Genomic DNA, 17,058 nt, shown 5'->3' with positions numbered 1-17,058 from the left:
ATCCTTGGGCTAGAGGTCGCGGTGGCGGACCTGGACGTTTTTCAGGGATTGCTGCAGCAACTGGCCAAGGCGCTCAGTGATGTACACCGAGCGGTGGTGGCCGCCGGTGCAGCCGATGGCAATGGTGACGTAGGCACGGTTGCTGGCGGCGAAGCGGGGCAGCCACTTGAGCAGATAGCTGGAAATGTCGCTGAACATGTCTTCGACATCCGGCTGTGCGGCCAGATAGTCGATTACCGGTTGGTCGAGGCCGGAGTGCTCGCGCAGCTCGGGCTTCCAGTAAGGGTTTGGCAGGCAGCGCACATCGAACACCAGGTCTGCATCGACCGGCATGCCACGCTTGAAACCGAACGACTCGACCAGGAACGCGGTGCCGGGCTCGGGTTGGTTGAGCAGGCGCAGCTTGATCGAATCACGCAGCTGATACAGATTCAGGTTGGTGGTGTCGATCTTCAGGTCGGCCAGGTCGGCGATCGGGCCCAGAAGCTCACTCTCGACCCGAATTGCTTCGGCCAGCGAGCGGTTGGCATTGGTCAGTGGGTGGCGTCGGCGGGTTTCCGAGAAGCGCTTGAGCAGCATGTCTTCGTCGGCATCCAGGAACAGCACATCACACTGGATGTTTCGCGCACGGGCTTCTTCGAGCAATTCGGGGAAGCGCGTCAGGTGGCTGGGCAGGTTACGCGCGTCGATCGACACGGCAACCTTCGGCTGTAGCAGTTCGGTGTTGATCAGAGCCTCTTCCGCCAGCTCCGGCAGCAGCCCGGCGGGCAGGTTGTCAATGCAGTAGAAACCGTTGTCTTCCAGTACATCGAGGGCGGTGCTCTTGCCGGAGCCGGAGCGGCCGCTGACAATGATCAGGCGCATGTTCAGTGCTCGTTCTGTACGTCCAGGACAACCTGGAACAGGGCCTCGTTACTGCTGGCGGCACGCAAGCGATCACGAACCTCCTTGCGATCGAGCATGCTGGCAATCTGGCGCAGCAGTTCCAGATGGGCATCGGTAGCGGCTTCAGGCACCAGCAGGACGAACAGCAGGTCCACGGGCGCGCCATCGATGGCGTCGTAATCGATTGGAGCTTGCAGATGCAGCAAGGCACTGACCGGGGCGGAACAGCCTTCAAGCCGGCAGTGGGGGATGGCGATGCCATTGCCGAAACCGGTCGAGCCGAGTTTTTCCCGGGCGACCAGTTTTTCGAAGACGTCTTGCATCTCCAGTTCTGGCACTTGGTCGGCGATGACGGTGGCGACCTTTTCCAGGGCGCGCTTCTTACTGCCGCCCGGCACGTTCACGAGTGAACGGCCGGGGGTCAGGATGGTTTCAAGTCGGATCATGGATGAGGGGGATCAGCGTGCAGCTGCACCTTGCAGCAGGCTTTGCTGTTTTTCCTTGTGTTTTTTCAGTTGGCGGTCGAGCTTGTCGGCCAAGGCGTCGATTGCTGCATACATGTCTTGGTCTTCGGCATTGGCAACCACTTCACCGCCAGGAATCTGCAGGGTCGCTTCGACCTTCTGCTGCAGCTTCTCGACTTTCATGATGACCTGCACGTTGGTGATCTTGTCGAAGTGACTCGCTACGCGTTTGAGCTTCTGCTCCACATAATCACGCAGCGGTGGGGTGACTTCTACATGCTGTCCACTGATATTGACTTGCATACAGCTTCTCCTTTGTTGCCCGTGCATAAAGAGGCAGGTCTCGCACCTGCCCCACAAACGCTGTGGCTCATCTCAGGGGCTACATCAGTCGCTTGCGCTCGCTCGACGGTGCGATGCCGAGGGACTCGCGGTACTTGGCGACGGTGCGACGGGCTACCTGGATGCCTTGTGCCTCCAGTAAACCAGCGATCTTGCTGTCACTCAATGGCTTTTTCTGATTTTCCGCCGCAACCAGTTTCTTGATGATCGCGCGAATCGCCGTGGACGAGCATTCTCCGCCTTCGGAGGTGCTGACGTGGCTGGAGAAAAAGTATTTCAGTTCGTAGATGCCACGCGGTGTGTGCATGTACTTTTGCGTGGTAACCCGCGAAATGGTCGACTCGTGCATCCCCACCGCTTCGGCAATGTCATGCAGCACCAGCGGCTTCATCGCTTCGTCGCCGTGGTCGAGGAAACCCCGCTGGTGCTCGACGATCTGCGTGGCAACCTTCATCAGGGTTTCGTTACGGCTTTGCAGGCTCTTGATGAACCAGCGCGCTTCCTGCAACTGGTTGCGCATGAAGGTGTTGTCGGCGCTGGTGTCGGCGCGGCGCACGAAACCGGCGTATTGCGGGTTCACCCGCAGGCGCGGTATGGCTTCCTGGTTCAGCTCCACCAGCCAACGGTCGGTATCTTTGCGCACGATGACGTCGGGCACCACGTACTCGGGTTCGCTGGACTCGATCTGCGAACCAGGGCGCGGGTTGAGGCTTTGTACCAGTTCGATGACCTGGCGAAGCTCGTCTTCCTTGATTTTCATGCGCCGCATCAGCTGGCTGTAGTCGCGGCTGCCGAGCAGGTCGATGAAATCGGTGACCAGGCGCTTGGCTTCGGTCATCCACGGGGTATTGGCAGGTAGCTGGCGCAGTTGCAGCAGCAGGCATTCGCCCAGATTGCGGGCGCCGACACCTGCCGGTTCGAACTGTTGGATACGGTGCAGTACCGCCTCGACTTCGTCCAGCTCGATGTCCAGCTCAGGGTCGAAACCGGCGCAGATTTCTTCGAGGGTGTCTTCCAGGTAGCCCTGGCCGTTGATGCTGTCGATGAGGGTAACGGCGATCAGGCGGTCGGTGTCGGACATCGGCGCCAGGTTCAGTTGCCACAGCAGGTGGCTTTGCAGGCTTTCGCCGGCCGATGTGCGGGTGGTGAAGTCCCACTCGTCGTCATCGTTGCTCGGCAGGCTGCTGGCGCTGGTCTGGTAGATGTCTTCCCATGCGGTATCGACTGGAAGCTCGTTGGGAATGCGCTCGCTCCATTCACCGTCTTCCAGGTTGTCGGCACTGATGGTGCTTTCCTGGAAGCTGTTGTCCTGGGCTTCGGCTGTCGGCTTGTTCTCGGCGTTGTCCGCCATCGGGTCGCTGTTGTCGAAGTCCTCGCCGTCTTCCTGACGTTCGAGCATCGGGTTCGACTCCAGCGCTTCCTGGATTTCCTGTTGCAGGTCCAGGGTGGAAAGCTGGAGCAGACGGATGGCCTGTTGCAACTGCGGTGTCATCGTCAGTTGCTGGCCCATTTTTAGGACGAGCGATGGTTTCATGGCAGGGGCTTGTACCTTGTTCGCCGGCGCGCATGCGCCATCCACTACACGAGGGCGCCGGGGCGCCAGATCAAGCAAGTTTTATGCCTTAAATTGTAGCGTTTGCCTAGAGCACCGTAACAACTTTACCCGCAGTTGTGCGGCTATTTTCCGGTGCTCCAGGCGCGTGCCGGGGTCAGAGACGGAACTCGTGGCCCAGGTAAACCTCTTTGACCAGGTCGTTGGCCAGGATGGTTTCGGCGTCGCCTTCGGCGATCAGTCGGCCATCATTGACGATATAGGCGGTTTCGCAGATATCCAGGGTCTCGCGCACGTTGTGGTCGGTGATCAGCACACCGATGCCCTTGGCCTTGAGGTGGTGGATGATCTGCTTGATGTCGCCGACCGAGATCGGGTCGACACCGGCGAATGGTTCGTCCAGCAAGATGAACTTGGGTGCGGTCGCCAGGGCGCGGGCAATCTCGACGCGACGGCGTTCACCACCAGAGAGGCTCATGCCGAGGTTGTCGCGGATGTGGCTGATGTGGAACTCCTGCAGCAGGCTTTCCAGTTCCTTGCGCCGGCCGTCGCGGTCGATGTCCTTGCGGGTCTCGAGGATGGCCATGATGTTGTCGGCCACCGACAGCTTGCGGAAGATCGAGGCTTCCTGCGGCAGGTAGCCGATGCCAGCACGGGCGCGGCCGTGCATGGGCTGGTGGCTGACATCGAGGTTATCGATGAGCACGCGCCCCTGCTCGGCCTGGACCAGCCCGACAATCATGTAGAAGCAGGTGGTCTTGCCGGCGCCGTTGGGGCCGAGCAGGCCGACGATCTGGCCGCTGTCGATCGACAGGCTGACATCGCGTACGACCTGCCGCCCCTTGTAGCTCTTGGCCAGGTGCTGGGCTTTGAGGGTTGCCATTTACTCGGCCTTCTTCTTGGGCTGGATCACCATGTCGATGCGCTGACGCGGTGTAGTCACGTTGCCACCGCGACCGGCGGTCGCCACCTGGGTCTGGGTGTTGTAGACGATCTTCTCGCCTTCGGTGGTGTTGCCTTCGTTCTCGACCTTGGCGCGGTCGGTGAGGATCACCAGGTCTTTCAGCGCCTGATACTGGATGGTCACGCCCCAGCCTTTCATCTTGTCTGGCTTGGCCGCGCTCTGCTGCTGCTCGAAGTAGGCCAGGTTGCCCACCGAGGTCACCACATCGATGTCGCCGGAAGCGGAGCGGGTGATGGTCACGGTGTTGCCTTTGATCATCATCGAGCCCTGGGTAATGACCACGTCGCCGGTGTAGGTGGCTACGCCTTGCTTGTCATCCAGGTGGGCCTGGTCGGCCTGGATGCGGATCGGCTGATCACGGTCATTCGGCAGTGCGAAGGCGCTCGCGCTTCCCAGTGCTGCGCTCAGGCTGAGCAAAAGGGGGAGGGTTTTAACGAGCCTCATACTGTCCTCTTACGTTAGAGAGCAGGTCCATCCTGCTTTCTTTCAAATACGCTTTCATTCCTTTGCCCGTAGTTGTGCCACCGGCGCCGTCGATTCTAACGGCTTGCTCGGTCTGCGCATATTGCTTCTGCGGGAACACGGTCATGCGTGAGCTGGTAATGATGGTTTCACGCTGCTTTTCGTCGATGCGCGCAATCCGGACCTTGTCGATCAGTTCGACCTCGGTGCCGTCCGGGTTGACCTCGGCGCGGGTGCTCTGCACGTGCCACGGGTATTCGGTGCCGCGGTACAGGTGCAGGTCCGGCGTGGTCAGCAACGTGATTTCGCTGGCCTTGAGGTGCTCGACCTTGTCGGCAGTCATTTCGTACTGCAGCTTGCCATCAGGCAGAAACTGCACGCTGTGGGCGTTGATCGCATAGTAGTCGATGGCGCTTTCGTCGACCTGGGCCACCGGCTTGTCGAGGAAGCTTTCCGGGCTGACGTTCCAGTAGCCGACCGCCGCCAGCAGGGCGGTGATCACTGCTAGCAGCGCAATATTGCGGGCTTTCTTGCTGAACATGGGCAGCCTTACAGGTAATTGGCGTTGGCAGCGTCCAGGGTGCCCTGGGCCTGCATGATCAGTTCGCAGAATTCACGGGCTGCGCCTTCGCCGCCGCGTGCCTGGGTCACGCCGTGGGCGTGCTGGCGAACAAACGGAGCAGCGTTGGCCACGGCCATGCCCAATGCTACCCGGCGAATGACCGGCAGGTCGGGCAGGTCGTCGCCCAGGTAGGCCACTTGATCATAGCTTAGGCCCAGTTCGGCGAGCAGGCCGTCAAGCACGACCAATTTGTCCTCGCGGCCCTGGTACAGGTGCGGGATGCCGAGGTTTTTCGCCCGGCGTTCGACCACAGGCGTTTTACGCCCGCTGATGATCGCGGTGGTCACGCCCGAGGCCATGAGCATCTTGATGCCCTGGCCGTCGAGGGTGTTGAAGGTCTTGAACTCGCTGCCGTCTTCGAGGAAGTACAGGCGCCCGTCGGTGAGCACGCCGTCCACATCGAACACTGCCAGTTTGATGGTTTTGCCGCGTTGCATGAGATCCTGGTTCATTCCATCACTCCTCACATTACACCGGCGCGCAGCAGGTCGTGCATGTTCAGGGCGCCGGTCGGGCGGTCCTCGCGGTCCACCACCACCAGTGCGCCGATCTTGTGGTCTTCCATGATCTTCAGGGCTTCGGCAGCGAGCATTTCGGCGCGGGCCGTCTTGCCGTGCACGGTCATCACCTGGTCGATCAGGGTGGTGTGTACGTCGATGTTGCGGTCCAGGCTGCGGCGCAGGTCGCCGTCGGTGAAGATCCCGGCCAGCGTGCCGTCGGCTTCGACGATCACGGTCATGCCCAGACCTTTGCGGGACATTTCAAGCAGCGCATCCTTGAGCAGGGTGCCGCGGGCTACCTGGGGCAGCTCGTCGCCGCTGTGCATCACGTTCTCGACCTTGAGCAACAGGCGGCGGCCCAGTGCACCGCCCGGGTGCGAGAAGGCAAAGTCTTCTGCCGTGAAGCCGCGGGCTTCGAGCAGGGCGATGGCCAGGCAGTCGCCCAGCACCAGCGATGCGGTGGTGGAAGAGGTGGGTGCCAGGTTAAGTGGGCAGGCCTCTTGCTCTACGCGGGCGTCGAGGTTGATCTCGGCCGCCTGGGCCAGGGGCGAATCGGGGTTGCCGGTCAGGCTGACCAGCTTGATGCCCAGGCGCTTGATCAGCGGCAGCAGGGTGACGATTTCGGCAGTGCTACCGGAATTCGACAGGGCAAGGATGACATCATCGCGGGTTATCATGCCCATGTCGCCATGGCTGGCTTCAGCCGGGTGCACGAAAAACGCCGGCGTACCGGTGCTGGCCAGGGTGGCGGCGATCTTGTTGCCGATATGCCCGGACTTGCCCATGCCGACCACGACCACCCGGCCCTTGCTGGCCAGGATCAGTTCGCAGGCTTTGACGAAATTGTCGTCGATGCGCGCCAACAGGGCCTCTACGGCCTCGAGTTCCAGGCGCAGGGTGCGTTGGGCGGATTGGATCAGCTCGCTGGATTGGCTCATGTCGAGAAAGCAATGCCTGATGAAAAGGCAGCGATTATACGCGCAATGATGAAAACCCTCACCCCTTCGATTGCTGTAGCGAATGTCATCAAAGCCTGTCACAGGGCTGAACGACTGCTTGCCTGGCCTTGGGGCGGTGGCGTCAGCGGTGCTATAGTTCGCCGCTATTCGGCCTGGCAGGGGCGCTTGTGCCTTCCTGATGGAGGCTGGCGTCCACTAGGACGAGGCTGCACTAGCAAGGAGTCTAGATGAGTGTGGATAGCGCCTACGCGGTCGAGTTGAAGGGGGTTACCTTCAAACGCGGTTCGCGCAGCATTTTCAGCAACGTCGACATTCGCATCCCGCGCGGCAAGGTCACCGGCATCATGGGGCCATCGGGTTGCGGCAAGACCACGTTGCTCCGCCTGATGGGCGCGCAGCTGCGCCCCTCCAGCGGTGAGGTATGGGTTGCCGGGCAGAACCTGCCGACCCTGTCGCGCAGCGACCTGTTCGATGCCCGCAAGCAGATGGGCGTGCTGTTCCAGAGTGGTGCACTGTTCACCGACCTTGATGTGTTCGAGAACGTCGCGTTCCCGCTGCGCGTGCACACCCAGCTGTCGGAAGAAATGATCCGCGACATCGTGCTGATGAAGCTGCAGGCCGTGGGCCTGCGCGGTGCCATCGACCTCATGCCCGACGAGTTGTCCGGTGGCATGAAGCGCCGTGTGGCGCTGGCACGGGCAATTGCCCTGGACCCGCAGATCCTCATGTACGACGAACCGTTCGTCGGCCAGGACCCCATTGCCATGGGCGTACTGGTGCGCCTGATCCGCCTGCTCAACGATGCCTTGGGCATCACCAGCATCGTCGTCTCCCACGACCTGGCGGAAACCGCCAGCATCGCCGACTACATCTATGTGGTAGGCGACGGCCAGGTGCTGGGGCAGGGCACCCCTGACGAGCTGATGGGCTCCGACAACCCACGGATTCGCCAGTTCATGAAGGGCGACCCGGACGGCCCGGTACCCTTCCACTTTCCTGCGCCTGACTACCGCGCCGACCTGTTGGGAGCGCGTTGATGCGCAAAAAATCCTTACTCGAACGTGTACGCCTGCTGGGGCGTTCGGCCATCGACGTGCTGGCCGTGCTGGGGCGTTCGTGCCTGTTCCTGTTCCATGCGCTGGTCGGCCGTGGCGGCATCGGCGGCGGCTTCCAGTTGCTGACCAAGCAGCTGTATTCGGTAGGCGTGCTGTCGCTGGCAATCGTGGTCGTGTCCGGTGTGTTCATCGGTATGGTGCTGGCGCTGCAGGGCTACAGCATCCTGACCAAGTACGGTTCGGAGCAGGCGGTGGGGCAGATGGTCGCCCTGACCCTGCTGCGGGAGCTCGGCCCGGTGGTGACGGCGTTGCTGTTTGCCGGCCGTGCAGGTTCTGCGCTGACCGCCGAAATCGGCAACATGAAGTCCACCGAGCAGCTGTCGAGCCTGGAAATGATCGGCGTCGACCCGCTCAAGTACATCGTCGCGCCGCGCCTGTGGGCCGGCTTCATCTCGCTGCCGCTGCTGGCGCTGATCTTCAGCGTGGTAGGCATCTGGGGTGGCTCGTGGGTAGCCGTGGACTGGCTGGGCGTCTACGAGGGCTCGTTCTGGGCCAACATGCAGAACAGTGTTTCGTTCACTGACGACGTGCTCAACGGGCTGGTCAAGAGCCTGGTGTTCGCCTTCGTCACAACCTGGATCGCCGTATTCCAGGGGTACGACTGTGAGCCCACCTCAGAAGGGATCAGCCGTGCCACCACCAAGACCGTGGTCTATGCCTCGTTGGCAGTGCTGGGTCTGGACTTTATTCTGACCGCCTTGATGTTTGGAGATTTCTGATGCAAAACCGCACCCTGGAAATCGGTGTCGGCCTGTTCCTCCTGGCCGGGATCCTGGCGCTGCTGCTGCTGGCCCTGCGTGTCAGCGGGCTGTCGGCCAGCCCGAGCAGCGATACCTATAAAGTTTATGCCTACTTCGACAATATCGCCGGTTTGACGGTCAGAGCTAAAGTGACCATGGCCGGTGTGACCATCGGCAAGGTCACCGCCATCGATCTGGACCGCGATTCCTACACCGGTCGGGTAACGTTGCAGCTGGACAAGACGGTAGACAACCTGCCGACCGACTCCACTGCCTCGATCCTGACCGCCGGTTTGCTTGGCGAGAAGTACATCGGCATCAGCGTGGGCGGTGAAGACCAGGTGCTCAAGGATGGCGCGACCATCCACGACACCCAGTCGGCACTGGTGCTGGAAGATCTGATTGGCAAGTTCCTGCTCAACTCCGTTGGCAAGGAACCGAAAGAAGCGCAACCGGCTAATTAAGGAGTTTCCATGATTTCGATCCTGCGACGTGGCCTGCTGGTTTTGCTGGCGGCTTTCCCCCTGCTGGTCGTGGCCGCGCAGTCGCCCCACGATGTGATTCAGGGCACCACCACCGAACTGTTGGGCGACCTCAAGGCCAACAAGGAACAGTACAAGTCCAACCCTGGCGCCTTCTACGATGCACTTAACCGCATCCTCGGCCCGGTGGTGGACGCTGACGGCATTTCCCGCAGCATCATGACCGTCAAGTACTCGCGCAAGGCCACGCCTGAGCAGATGCAGCGCTTCCAGGAAAACTTCAAGCGTAGCCTGATGCAGTTCTATGGCAACGCGCTGCTCGAATACAACAACCAGGGCATCATCGTCGACCCGGCCAAGGCCGATGACGGCAAGCGGGCCAGTGTCGGCATGAAGGTCACCGGCAACAACGGTGCCGTTTACCCGGTGCAGTACACCCTGGAAAACATTGCCGGCGAGTGGAAGGTGCGTAACGTCATCGTCAACGGCATCAACATCGGCAAGCTCTTCCGTGACCAGTTCGCCGATGCCATGCAGCGCAACGGCAACAATCTGGACAAGACCATCGACGGCTGGGCCGGCGAAGTGGCCAAGGCCAAGCAAACCGCGGACAGCTCGCCTGACAAGGAAGTGAAATGAGTGATACCGGTGTGAGCATGGCCGAACCAGGCGTGCTGCGCCTGGCTGGCGTGCTGGATTACCGCAGCGGCCCGGGCTTGCGCAAGCAAGGCAAGGCGTTGATCGAAGCCTCTCGCGAGCCACGCCTGGTGCTGGATTGCTCGGCTGTCGAGAAGTCGTCGAGTGTCGGCCTGTCGCTGTTGCTGGCGTTCATTCGCGATGGTCAAGCCGCCGGCAAGGCCTTCGAGGTGCGCGGCATGCCCGACGACATGCGGGAAATCGCCGAGGTTTATGACCTCGATGAAGTGCTGGCGAGCTGATGGCCCGCCACTGATTGAGGCCCCTCGGTCAGCGCACGCCCTCGGTGGGCTTCGCAGGCGAGGGGCTTTTTTGTATGATGGCCGACCCGTGCGCATCGGGCGCCGATTGAGGTTGAGCATGCAGGCCCTAGAAGTTAAGAGCTTCCTTGAAGAAAAATTGCCGGGATCCCTGGTTGAAGTTGAAGGCGAAGGCTGCAACTTCCAGTTGAACGTGATCAGCGACGAGTTGGCTGGCCTGAGCCCGGTCAAGCGCCAGCAGGCGATCTATGCTCACCTTAATCCCTGGATCGCCAATGGCAGCATCCACGCGGTAACCATGAAATTTTTCAGCAGCGCAGCCTGGGCTGAGCGCACCTGAGCCAACTTGGCGGCGAGACTCCAATGGACAAACTGATTATTACTGGCGGCGCTCGCCTTGACGGCGAGATCCGCATTTCGGGCGCGAAGAACGCAGCCCTGCCGATTCTGGCGGCGACCCTGCTGGCCGATGGCCCGGTCACCGTGGGCAACCTGCCGCACCTGCACGACATCACCACCATGATCGAGCTGTTCGGCCGCATGGGCATCGAGCCTGTGATCGACGAAAAGCTGTCGGTGGAGATTGACCCACGCACCATCAAGACCCTGGTTGCGCCTTACGAGCTGGTCAAGACCATGCGCGCCTCGATCCTGGTGCTGGGCCCGATGGTTGCCCGTTTCGGCGAAGCCGAAGTGGCCCTGCCTGGCGGTTGCGCGATTGGTTCGCGCCCGGTCGACCTGCACATCCGCGGCCTCGAGGCCATGGGCGCGAAGATCGAAGTGGAAGGTGGCTACATCAAGGCCAAGGCGCCTGAGGGTGGCCTGCGCGGCGCGCACTTCTTCTTCGACACCGTCAGCGTCACCGGTACCGAGAACATCATGATGGCCGCTGCCCTGGCCAAGGGCCGCAGCGTGTTGCAGAACGCCGCACGCGAGCCTGAAGTGGTCGACCTGGCCAACTTCATCAATGCCATGGGCGGCAATGTCCAGGGCGCGGGTACCGACACCATCACCATCGATGGCGTCGAGCGCCTGCACTCGGCCACCTACCGCGTGATGCCGGACCGCATCGAGACAGGTACCTACCTGGTCGCTGCTGCCGTCACCGGTGGCCGCGTCAAAGTCAAGGACACCGACCCGACCATCCTTGAAGCCGTACTGGAAAAACTCAAGGAGTCCGGTGCCGACATCAACGTCGGCGAAGACTGGATCGAGCTGGACATGCACGGCAAGCGGCCGAAAGCCGTCAACCTGCGTACCGCCCCGTACCCGGCGTTCCCGACCGACATGCAGGCGCAGTTCATTTCGCTGAACGCCATTGCCGAAGGCACTGGCGCGGTGATCGAGACCATCTTCGAAAACCGCTTCATGCACGTTTACGAAATGCACCGCATGGGCGCGCAGATCCAGGTCGAAGGCAACACTGCCATCGTCACTGGCGTCAAGTCGCTCAAAGGCGCACCGGTCATGGCCACCGACCTGCGTGCTTCCGCCAGCCTGGTGCTGTCGGCGCTGGTTGCAGAAGGCGATACCCTGATCGACCGCATCTACCACATCGACCGTGGTTACGAGTGCATCGAAGAGAAACTGCAGATGCTCGGCGCAAAAATCCGCCGCGTACCGGGCTGATAGCCCGCAGGTGCAAGGATGCACCTTTCGAATTGAATGCGGCCAGGTCGATGACCTGGCCGGCAGCAGCCGCTTAAGGACCGACGTTCCAATGTTGACCATCGCGCTTTCCAAAGGCCGTATTCTCGACGACACCCTGCCGTTGCTGGCCGAGGCCGGTATCGTGCCGACCGAGAACCCGGACAAGAGCCGCAAACTGATCATCCCCACCACGCAGGACGATGTGCGCCTGCTGATCGTGCGTGCCACCGACGTGCCGACCTATGTCGAGCATGGTGCCGCCGACCTGGGTGTGGCCGGCAAGGACGTGCTGATGGAGTACGGCGGCCAGGGTATGTACGAACCCCTGGACCTGCAGATTGCCCAGTGCAAGCTGATGACTGCCGGCGTGGTCGGCGCAGCCGAGCCCAAGGGCCGCCTGCGCGTGGCCACCAAGTTCGTCAACGTAGCCAAGCGCTACTACGCCGAACAGGGCCGCCAGGTCGACATCATCAAGCTGTACGGCTCGATGGAACTGGCACCGCTGATCAACCTCGCCGACAAGATCATCGACGTAGTCGACACCGGCAACACCCTGCGTGCCAACGGCCTGGAACCCCAGGACCTGATCGCCACGATCAGCTCGCGCCTGGTGGTCAACAAGGCCTCCATGAAAATGCAGCATGCCCGTATCCAGAGCCTGATCGACACACTGCGTAACGCGGTCGAATCGCGACACCGCGGCTGACTCCTGAGCGCGGCCTTCGCTGTCGCGCCCGTCTATCCGCGTCATAGCCACTTTTCTCGGGTGCCCGCGCGGATGGACTGGTAGCCTAGGGCGCCTGAGCATTCGCTAATAATCGAGGCCCTCGCCATGACCGTGTCCACTGCAATTGCCCGTCTCAACGCTGCTGATCCGGATTTCGCCCGACATCTGGATCATCTGCTGAGCTGGGAAAGTGTGTCTGATGACGCGGTCAACCAGCGCGTGCTCGACATCATCAAGGGCGTGCGCGAGCGCGGCGATGCAGCACTGGTGGAGTTCACCCAGCGTTTCGACGGCGTTGCCGCCAACAGCATCGATGACCTGATCCTTGGTCGCGAGCGCCTTGAACTGGCCCTGACCCGCATTACCCCGGAGCAGCGTGAAGCCCTGGAAAAGGCCGCCAACCGTGTGCGCATGTACCACGAGCGGCAGAAGCAGGACTCCTGGCAGTACACCGAGGCCGACGGCACGGTGCTGGGCCAGAAGGTCACCCCGCTGGACCGTGCAGGCCTGTATGTGCCGGGCGGCAAGGCGTCGTACCCGTCGTCGGTGCTGATGAACGCCATTCCGGCCAAGGTTGCCGGCGTGGCCGAAGTGGTGATGGTAGTGCCGACCCCGCGTGGTGAGGTCAACGAACTGGTGCTGGCCGCCGCCTGCATCGCCGGCGTCGACCGCGTGTTCACCGTCGGTGGTGCGCAAGCTGTCGCAGCGCTGGCCTACGGCACCGAAAGCGTGCCGCAGGTGGACAAGATTGTCGGCCCTGGCAACATCTACGTGGCCACTGCCAAGCGCCACGTGTTTGGCCAAGTAGGCATCGACATGATCGCCGGCCCGTCGGAAATCCTCGTGGTATGTGACGGCCAGACCGACCCGGACTGGATCGCCATGGACCTGTTCTCCCAGGCCGAGCACGACGAGGATGCCCAGGCCATCCTGGTCAGCCCGGATGCCGCGTTCCTCGACCGCGTTGCCGCCAGCATCGACAAGCTGATGCCGTCCATGGAGCGTGCCGATATCATCGAGAAATCGATCAACGGCCGCGGCGCGCTGATCCAGGTACGTGACATGCAACAGGCCATGGATGTGGCCAACCGCATCGCCCCGGAACACCTGGAGCTGTCGGTGGCCGACCCGCAAGCCTGGTTGCCGCACATTCGCCACGCTGGCGCGATCTTCATGGGCCGCCACACCAGTGAAGCGCTGGGCGATTACTGCGCCGGCCCCAACCACGTGCTGCCTACCTCCGGCACCGCGCGTTTCTCTTCGCCGCTGGGGGTGTACGACTTCCAGAAGCGTTCGTCGATCATCTTCTGTTCCGAGCAGGGCGCGTCCGAGCTGGGCCACACCGCTTCCGTACTGGCCCGCGGCGAGTCGCTGACCGCCCACGCCCGCAGCGCTGAATACCGTATCCTGACCCAAGAGAAGGGGAACTGAGCATGAGTCGATTCTGGAGCCCCTTCGTCAAGGATTTGGTGCCTTACGTGCCGGGCGAGCAACCCAAGCTGGCCCGTCTGGTCAAGCTCAACACCAACGAAAACCCCTACGGCCCGTCGCCCAAGGCGCTGGAGGCCATGCGTGGCGAGCTGAACGACAACCTGCGCCTGTACCCGGACCCGAACGGCGACCGGCTAAAGCAGGCGGTTGCCGAGTACTACGGCGTAACCCCGGGGCAAGTGTTTGTCGGCAACGGCTCGGACGAGGTGCTGGCGCACATTTTCCACGGCCTGTTCCAGCACGATGCACCGCTGCTGTTCCCGGACATCAGCTATAGCTTCTACCCGGTCTATTGCGGCCTGTACGGTATTGCTTTCGAGCAGGTGGCGCTGGATGAGCAGTTCCAGATCCGCATCGAGGACTACAACAAGCCCAGCGCCGGCATCATCTTCCCCAACCCCAACGCGCCGACTGGCTGCCTGATGCCGCTGCAGGCGGTGGAGCAGTTGCTGCAGGCCAACCGTGACTCGGTGGTGGTGGTCGACGAGGCCTACATTGATTTCGGTGGCGAGACGGCCATCAGCCTGGTGGATCGCTACGACAACCTGCTGGTGACCCAGACCCTGTCGAAGTCGCGCTCCCTGGCCGGCCTGCGGGTTGGCCTGGCGGTCGGGCACCCGGACCTGATCGAGGCGCTGGAGCGGATCAAGAACAGCTTCAACTCCTACCCGCTGGACCGTGCGGCGATCGTTGGCGCGGCGGTGGCGTTTGAAGACCGCGAGTACTTCGAGCAAACCTGCCGCAAGGTGATCGACAGCCGCGAAGTGCTGGTCGGGCAGCTTGAGGCCAAGGGCTTCGAGGTACTGCCTTCGGCCGCCAACTTCATCTTCGCGCGCCACCCGCAGCAGGATGCCGGCGAGCTGGCAGCACGTCTGCGCGAGCAAGGTGTAATCGTGCGTCACTTCAAGCAGCCACGCATTGCTCAGTTCCTGCGCATTACCATCGGTACGCCAGAGATGAACCAGGCGCTGCTCGATGCGTTGAACTGATTGCATCGCCACTCAGGCTGACGCATCACCCTGTAGGAGCAGCCTTGTGCTGCGAAGAGGCCGGTAAGGCAAGAGACTTTCTTTGGCTGCAATGGCCTCTTCGCAGCACAAGGCTGCTCCTACAGGGCTTTTGTTAACCTTGAAATCGACGCAGGACTGCTCCAGCACGGCTTAATAGCTGCTCTCTTCGATAACAAATGCCTTGGCCGCTGGCCGGTTGCGCACCGCCGTCGGCGTGCCATCAAGCACCAGCACGTAATCGTTCTGCTTCTCCATCCCTTGCGGATCAGTCCATTGCCCGTCCTTGGCCGGTACCTGTGCAACCACTTGCCCGTTCTTCAGAATCGTCAGGTAGCCAGTGGCATTGCTGTTCCAGCGTAACCGTCCCTTGTGTTCATCGGCCCGAGCCTTGCGCGCACCGGTTTTTCCCAGCAAAGGCGTGCCATCCAGTAGCCATTCCGGCTGCAGCGTCAGGCCCATGTGGCGTAGCACAGTGGGTGCTACCGAAGTCTGCGCGGGAAGGCCGTACAGGTTGTTGGGCCCTGGCATTTCCGCAGGAATGCTCAGCTCGGTCAGCTCCTGATTCAGCGGCTTGTTGCTGGCGATGAAGATGCTCTTTTCCTGCTCCGAAGCGCTGCCATGGCCTTTCCCCCAGTAATCGCGCCCATGGTCTGTGCTGATGATCACCAGCCAGTCTTCCTGCGGGTGCAGGCGCCGGCGTTCGTCGACCTTGTCCAGCAAATGCCCGATCTGGCTATCGAGTGTGCGCAACGCCTGCTGATAGTGATCGCCAAAGCCACTGTCGTGCCCGACCTGGTCTGCCGCATCCAGCTGAATGAATGTGAAGTCGGCGGGCGTGTTGGCAAGGATTTGCAGCGTTCGCTCAATTACCCGCGCATCTGACAAACCACTCTCGCGTACATCGGCACCATGGGCATCTTCCAGCAGGAATGCCGTGTTCAGCGGTGACCAACCCACCACACTGGACAGGTAAGCGTTGGGCATGGCCAGGCGCAGCCGTTTGAACAGGCTGGGAAACGCCGGATCTACCCGCAACGACTCGGTATCCGAGTCGACGCCATGCTTGTTGCTCCAGACGCCGGTAAGCAGCGTGACCCAGCCCGGACCGCTCAAGGTAGGCTGCTCGCTGGCGCTGCCGTTGATTCCGCCAGCGTAGGCCTTGCCGTAATACAGCCGTTGATTCAGGTTGGTGGCGTCGCCCAACAGCAGGTATTGCTCCAACTGCACACCGTCCAGCCCGATGAGCAAGGCTTTGGGGCGGCTGGGGTGTCTGGCCGGATCGCAACCCGGCAGCATTGCCAGAAACAGCATTAACAGCAGGCTCGCCAGTCGCATGTAAGTACACCCCTGAAAAAACAATGCGAGCGTTGCAACAAAGGGTTTTCTTCACAACTGGCAGAAATACCAGGTGGTTTGCGGCGTTACCCGGCATCCAGTAAGCTGTGCCAATTCATCGGATGATTGGTTGAGTAAGATGAGCACTGAGTTGACCAAGCGTTCCCTGGTCGAACTGGCCGTGGAGCGCATGCGCGAGCGCATCGTGTTGGGCGACTGGCAAGTCGGCCAGCGTTTGCCCACCGAGCCGGAGCTGGCCCTTCAGCTGGGCATTAGCCGCAACACTGTGCGTGAGGCCATGCGCGTGCTGGCGTTCAGTGGCCTGGTGGAAATTCGTCAGGGCGACGGCAGCTACCTGCGCACGGCCCAGGACCCATTGCAGGCGGTGCAGGCAATGTCCCGCTGCACCCCCGAGCAGGCCCGTGAAACCCGCCATATCCTCGAAGCCGAGGCCATTGGCCTGGCGGCGTTGCGCCGCACGGATGCCGACCTGCAAGCGCTGCGCGAGGCCCTGGCCGGCAGTGCCGGGCACTTCCACGGGAATGTCGATGCCTATGTGGCGTGTGACCTGGTGTTTCACCAGCGGCTGGTAGATGCCGCCCACAACCCGGCATTGAGCGAGCTGTACCGGTACTTTTCCGGGGTGGTGGCTGCCGCTCTTCAGCACAACATGGCGACCGTGCCCCGTTGCCAGGCCACGTTCGATCTGCATGGGCAGATCCTCGATGCCATCGAACAACGTGATGCGGAGCGGGCCAAGCGCCTGAGCCGTACCCTCATCGAATCCTGACTCCGAGAAGGC

21 protein-coding genes are annotated in these 17,058 nt (G+C 61.8%); 11 read left to right on the top strand and 10 right to left on the bottom strand.

All coding sequences use genetic code 11. The features are described 5' to 3' along the window. Positions 1-9: 9 nt before the first annotated feature. The 9 genes from rapZ to SB765_RS13860 form a co-directional block, all read right to left on the bottom strand. Positions 10-864: an RNase adapter RapZ gene (gene rapZ / locus SB765_RS13900; RefSeq protein WP_016501338.1), complete on the bottom strand. Its 855-nt coding sequence runs from the start codon at positions 862-864 to the stop codon at positions 10-12. Positions 865-866: 2 nt separating this feature from the next. Next, positions 867-1,331, bottom strand: a complete 465-nt coding sequence (gene ptsN, locus SB765_RS13895) for a PTS IIA-like nitrogen regulatory protein PtsN (protein WP_341797657.1) — start codon at positions 1,329-1,331, stop codon at positions 867-869. A 12-nt stretch (positions 1,332-1,343) separates the two neighbouring features. Further along, a complete protein-coding gene (hpf, locus tag SB765_RS13890; protein WP_016501336.1) occupies positions 1,344-1,652 on the bottom strand; it encodes a ribosome hibernation-promoting factor, HPF/YfiA family in 309 nt (102 codons plus the stop codon). Between the two features lie 79 nt (positions 1,653-1,731). Next, a complete protein-coding gene (locus SB765_RS13885; RefSeq protein ID WP_041167860.1) occupies positions 1,732-3,225 on the bottom strand; it encodes an RNA polymerase factor sigma-54 in 1,494 nt (497 codons plus the stop codon). A 175-nt stretch (positions 3,226-3,400) separates the two neighbouring features. Further along, positions 3,401-4,126: an LPS export ABC transporter ATP-binding protein gene (gene lptB / locus SB765_RS13880; protein WP_016501334.1), complete on the bottom strand. Its 726-nt coding sequence runs from the start codon at positions 4,124-4,126 to the stop codon at positions 3,401-3,403. Continuing rightward, the gene (gene lptA / locus SB765_RS13875) at positions 4,127-4,651 is read right to left on the bottom strand and encodes a lipopolysaccharide transport periplasmic protein LptA (protein ID WP_016501333.1); all 525 of its coding nucleotides are present in this window, start codon (positions 4,649-4,651) and stop codon (positions 4,127-4,129) included. Beyond that, positions 4,638-5,210 (bottom strand): LPS export ABC transporter periplasmic protein LptC, encoded by a 573-nt coding sequence (gene lptC, locus SB765_RS13870; protein ID WP_410931483.1) that lies wholly within the window; start codon positions 5,208-5,210, stop codon positions 4,638-4,640. The genes lptA and lptC overlap by 14 nt, the downstream gene beginning before the upstream one ends. 8 nt (positions 5,211-5,218) lie before the next feature. After that, positions 5,219-5,743, bottom strand: a complete 525-nt coding sequence (locus SB765_RS13865) for a KdsC family phosphatase (protein ID WP_016501331.1) — start codon at positions 5,741-5,743, stop codon at positions 5,219-5,221. An 11-nt stretch (positions 5,744-5,754) separates the two neighbouring features. Then, positions 5,755-6,729 carry an SIS domain-containing protein gene (locus SB765_RS13860; protein WP_410931482.1) on the bottom strand — a complete coding sequence of 325 codons (975 nt, stop codon included), beginning with the start codon at positions 6,727-6,729 and terminating at the stop codon, positions 5,755-5,757. Between the two features lie 248 nt (positions 6,730-6,977). Here SB765_RS13860 and SB765_RS13855 point away from each other — a divergent pair, with 248 nt between their 5' ends. The 10 genes from SB765_RS13855 to hisC all read left to right on the top strand — a co-directional run bounded on the left by SB765_RS13855 (position 6,978) and on the right by hisC (position 14,900). After that, positions 6,978-7,787, top strand: coding sequence for an ATP-binding cassette domain-containing protein (locus tag SB765_RS13855; RefSeq protein WP_016501329.1), 810 nt, complete (start codon positions 6,978-6,980; stop codon positions 7,785-7,787). Further along, positions 7,787-8,584 (top strand): lipid asymmetry maintenance ABC transporter permease subunit MlaE, encoded by a 798-nt coding sequence (mlaE, locus tag SB765_RS13850; RefSeq protein ID WP_016501328.1) that lies wholly within the window; start codon positions 7,787-7,789, stop codon positions 8,582-8,584. Before SB765_RS13855 ends, mlaE begins: the two co-directional genes overlap by 1 nt. Beyond that, positions 8,584-9,069: an outer membrane lipid asymmetry maintenance protein MlaD gene (gene mlaD, locus SB765_RS13845; RefSeq protein WP_016501327.1), complete on the top strand. Its 486-nt coding sequence runs from the start codon at positions 8,584-8,586 to the stop codon at positions 9,067-9,069. Before mlaE ends, mlaD begins: the two co-directional genes overlap by 1 nt. A 9-nt stretch (positions 9,070-9,078) precedes the next feature. Continuing rightward, entirely contained in the window at positions 9,079-9,726 is a 648-nt protein-coding gene (locus SB765_RS13840; RefSeq protein WP_341797658.1) for a phospholipid-binding protein MlaC, read from the top strand. Next, entirely contained in the window at positions 9,723-10,025 is a 303-nt protein-coding gene (locus SB765_RS13835; RefSeq protein ID WP_341797659.1) for a lipid asymmetry maintenance protein MlaB, read from the top strand. Before SB765_RS13840 ends, SB765_RS13835 begins: the two co-directional genes overlap by 4 nt. A 118-nt stretch (positions 10,026-10,143) precedes the next feature. Then, positions 10,144-10,383 carry a BolA family protein gene (locus tag SB765_RS13830; protein ID WP_016501324.1) on the top strand — a complete coding sequence of 80 codons (240 nt, stop codon included), beginning with the start codon at positions 10,144-10,146 and terminating at the stop codon, positions 10,381-10,383. Between the two features lie 23 nt (positions 10,384-10,406). Beyond that, positions 10,407-11,672 carry a UDP-N-acetylglucosamine 1-carboxyvinyltransferase gene (murA, locus tag SB765_RS13825; protein WP_016501323.1) on the top strand — a complete coding sequence of 422 codons (1,266 nt, stop codon included), beginning with the start codon at positions 10,407-10,409 and terminating at the stop codon, positions 11,670-11,672. A 91-nt stretch (positions 11,673-11,763) separates the two neighbouring features. Further along, on the top strand, positions 11,764-12,399 hold the full coding sequence (hisG, locus tag SB765_RS13820) for an ATP phosphoribosyltransferase (protein WP_016501322.1): 636 nt from the start codon (positions 11,764-11,766) through the stop codon (positions 12,397-12,399). A 126-nt stretch (positions 12,400-12,525) separates the two neighbouring features. Further along, positions 12,526-13,851: a histidinol dehydrogenase gene (gene hisD / locus SB765_RS13815; protein ID WP_410931481.1), complete on the top strand. Its 1,326-nt coding sequence runs from the start codon at positions 12,526-12,528 to the stop codon at positions 13,849-13,851. A gap of 2 nt (positions 13,852-13,853) precedes the next feature. After that, positions 13,854-14,900: a histidinol-phosphate transaminase gene (gene hisC / locus SB765_RS13810; protein WP_410910804.1), complete on the top strand. Its 1,047-nt coding sequence runs from the start codon at positions 13,854-13,856 to the stop codon at positions 14,898-14,900. A 171-nt stretch (positions 14,901-15,071) separates the two neighbouring features. Here the strand turns inward: hisC and SB765_RS13805 are convergent, their stop codons facing one another. Continuing rightward, positions 15,072-16,256: an alkaline phosphatase family protein gene (locus SB765_RS13805; RefSeq protein ID WP_410931480.1), complete on the bottom strand. Its 1,185-nt coding sequence runs from the start codon at positions 16,254-16,256 to the stop codon at positions 15,072-15,074. Between the two features lie 139 nt (positions 16,257-16,395). Between SB765_RS13805 and SB765_RS13800 the strand changes: the two genes are divergently transcribed. Beyond that, positions 16,396-17,046, top strand: a complete 651-nt coding sequence (locus SB765_RS13800) for a FadR/GntR family transcriptional regulator (protein WP_016501318.1) — start codon at positions 16,396-16,398, stop codon at positions 17,044-17,046. Positions 17,047-17,058 lie beyond the last annotated feature (12 nt).

It is taken from the genome of Pseudomonas sp. SIMBA_067 (assembly GCF_046534675.1).
Lineage (GTDB): Bacteria > Pseudomonadota > Gammaproteobacteria > Pseudomonadales > Pseudomonadaceae > Aquipseudomonas > Aquipseudomonas putida.
The sequence above is the reverse complement of the archived record's forward strand: the minus strand, read 5'-3'. Positions and strand labels throughout refer to the sequence as shown.

Bases quoted from the DNA above. Each gene is read 5' to 3' on its own strand.
- SB765_RS13860 (WP_410931482.1), bottom strand. From the start codon at position 6,729: ATGAGCCAATCCAGCGAGCTGATCCAATCCGCCCAACGCACCCTGCGC.
- ptsN (WP_341797657.1), bottom strand. From the start codon at position 1,331: ATGATCCGACTTGAAACCATCCTGACCCCCGGCCGTTCACTCGTGAAC.
- SB765_RS13855 (WP_016501329.1), top strand. From the start codon at position 6,978: ATGAGTGTGGATAGCGCCTACGCGGTCGAGTTGAAGGGGGTTACCTTC.
- hisD (WP_410931481.1), top strand. From the start codon at position 12,526: ATGACCGTGTCCACTGCAATTGCCCGTCTCAACGCTGCTGATCCGGAT.
- rapZ (WP_016501338.1), bottom strand. From the start codon at position 864: ATGCGCCTGATCATTGTCAGCGGCCGCTCCGGCTCCGGCAAGAGCACC.
- SB765_RS13835 (WP_341797659.1), top strand. From the start codon at position 9,723: ATGAGTGATACCGGTGTGAGCATGGCCGAACCAGGCGTGCTGCGCCTG.
- SB765_RS13800 (WP_016501318.1), top strand. From the start codon at position 16,396: ATGAGCACTGAGTTGACCAAGCGTTCCCTGGTCGAACTGGCCGTGGAG.
- SB765_RS13885 (WP_041167860.1), bottom strand. From the start codon at position 3,225: ATGAAACCATCGCTCGTCCTAAAAATGGGCCAGCAACTGACGATGACA.
- mlaD (WP_016501327.1), top strand. From the start codon at position 8,584: ATGCAAAACCGCACCCTGGAAATCGGTGTCGGCCTGTTCCTCCTGGCC.
- hpf (WP_016501336.1), bottom strand. From the start codon at position 1,652: ATGCAAGTCAATATCAGTGGACAGCATGTAGAAGTCACCCCACCGCTG.
- SB765_RS13865 (WP_016501331.1), bottom strand. From the start codon at position 5,743: ATGAACCAGGATCTCATGCAACGCGGCAAAACCATCAAACTGGCAGTG.
- lptA (WP_016501333.1), bottom strand. From the start codon at position 4,651: ATGAGGCTCGTTAAAACCCTCCCCCTTTTGCTCAGCCTGAGCGCAGCA.
- lptC (WP_410931483.1), bottom strand. From the start codon at position 5,210: ATGTTCAGCAAGAAAGCCCGCAATATTGCGCTGCTAGCAGTGATCACC.
- hisG (WP_016501322.1), top strand. From the start codon at position 11,764: ATGTTGACCATCGCGCTTTCCAAAGGCCGTATTCTCGACGACACCCTG.
- mlaE (WP_016501328.1), top strand. From the start codon at position 7,787: ATGCGCAAAAAATCCTTACTCGAACGTGTACGCCTGCTGGGGCGTTCG.
- SB765_RS13805 (WP_410931480.1), bottom strand. From the start codon at position 16,256: ATGCGACTGGCGAGCCTGCTGTTAATGCTGTTTCTGGCAATGCTGCCG.
- murA (WP_016501323.1), top strand. From the start codon at position 10,407: ATGGACAAACTGATTATTACTGGCGGCGCTCGCCTTGACGGCGAGATC.
- SB765_RS13840 (WP_341797658.1), top strand. From the start codon at position 9,079: ATGATTTCGATCCTGCGACGTGGCCTGCTGGTTTTGCTGGCGGCTTTC.
- hisC (WP_410910804.1), top strand. From the start codon at position 13,854: ATGAGTCGATTCTGGAGCCCCTTCGTCAAGGATTTGGTGCCTTACGTG.
- SB765_RS13830 (WP_016501324.1), top strand. From the start codon at position 10,144: ATGCAGGCCCTAGAAGTTAAGAGCTTCCTTGAAGAAAAATTGCCGGGA.
- lptB (WP_016501334.1), bottom strand. From the start codon at position 4,126: ATGGCAACCCTCAAAGCCCAGCACCTGGCCAAGAGCTACAAGGGGCGG.